This window comes from Oleiphilus sp. HI0066, assembly GCF_001635725.1.
Window position 1 is genome coordinate 1 of the sequence record NZ_LWFH01000465.1, and the last position, 997, is coordinate 997.

Annotated in this window: 1 protein-coding gene; it reads left to right on the top strand. The window is 46.2% G+C overall.

Features of this window, described 5'->3' with window-relative positions; translation table 11 throughout:
* Nucleotides 1-879: protein translocase subunit SecF (secF, locus tag A3738_RS06690; RefSeq protein ID WP_156504016.1), on the top strand; the 879-nt coding region annotated here is incomplete at its 5' end.
* Between the last annotated feature and the right edge of the window lie 118 nt (nucleotides 880-997).

Below are 997 nucleotides of genomic sequence, written 5' to 3' on the forward strand. Positions count from 1 at the left end.
CAGTTAGGTCTCGACTTCACCGGTGGCACATTGGTGGAAGTGGAGTACGAAATGGCTCCTGATCTAGAGGAGGTTCGAGCGACCCTTAATGATGCAGGTTACGACAAGCTTGTTGTTCAGAACTTTGGTGCAGATACCTCTGTCTTAGTTCGTTTGTCACAAGGCTTTGACGACACAGTTGGTGTGCAAGTGCTGAATGCCTTGTCACAGAGTGGTGAGAAGGTAACGCTGGAGCGCGCAGAATTTGTTGGCTCACAAGTCGGTGAAGAATTGCGTGAGCAGGGCGGTCTAGGGTTGTTGCTCGCACTTGGTATCGTGATGGTTTATGTTGCCTTGCGCTTCCAATTCAAATTCTCTGTGGGTGCCGTAGCGGCCCTTATCCACGATGTAATTATCGTGGTGGGTGTTTTCTCGATCACGCAGTGGGATTTTGACCTGACAGTATTGGCGGCATTGTTGGCGGTCATTGGTTACTCTCTAAATGACACGATTGTTGTTTCGGATCGGATCAGGGAAAACTTCCGTAAGCTGCGGAAGTCGGACTCCGAAGAAGTCATCAACATTTCTTTAACTCAAACCCTGTCGCGTACCTTGGTGACCTCGTTGACAACGATCCTAGTGTTGATTGCGTTATACATTGTGGGTGGAGAGATGATCAATGGCTTCGCTAAAGCTCTTTTGATTGGTGTTTTAGTAGGTACATACTCTTCAATCTATGTGGCAAGTAATATCTTGCTTGCAATGGCGGTCACCAAAGAAGATCTTCTTCCGCCTGTTGATAAAGATGGAGAGGAGTTTGACGAAGGTCCAAGTGAAGCGGATCTGAGAAAGCTTGAGGAACAAGATCGCAAGCGTGCTGAACGTGAAGTGCAACCTTAATCACCAAATAGTGATGAACAATAAAAAACCAGCTTCTTAGCTGGTTTTTTATTGTTTGGAGTAAAGCAAAGCTATTTAACTTTGTAACTTACTTGCATAGCCGCTAAAGCGCTGCAGT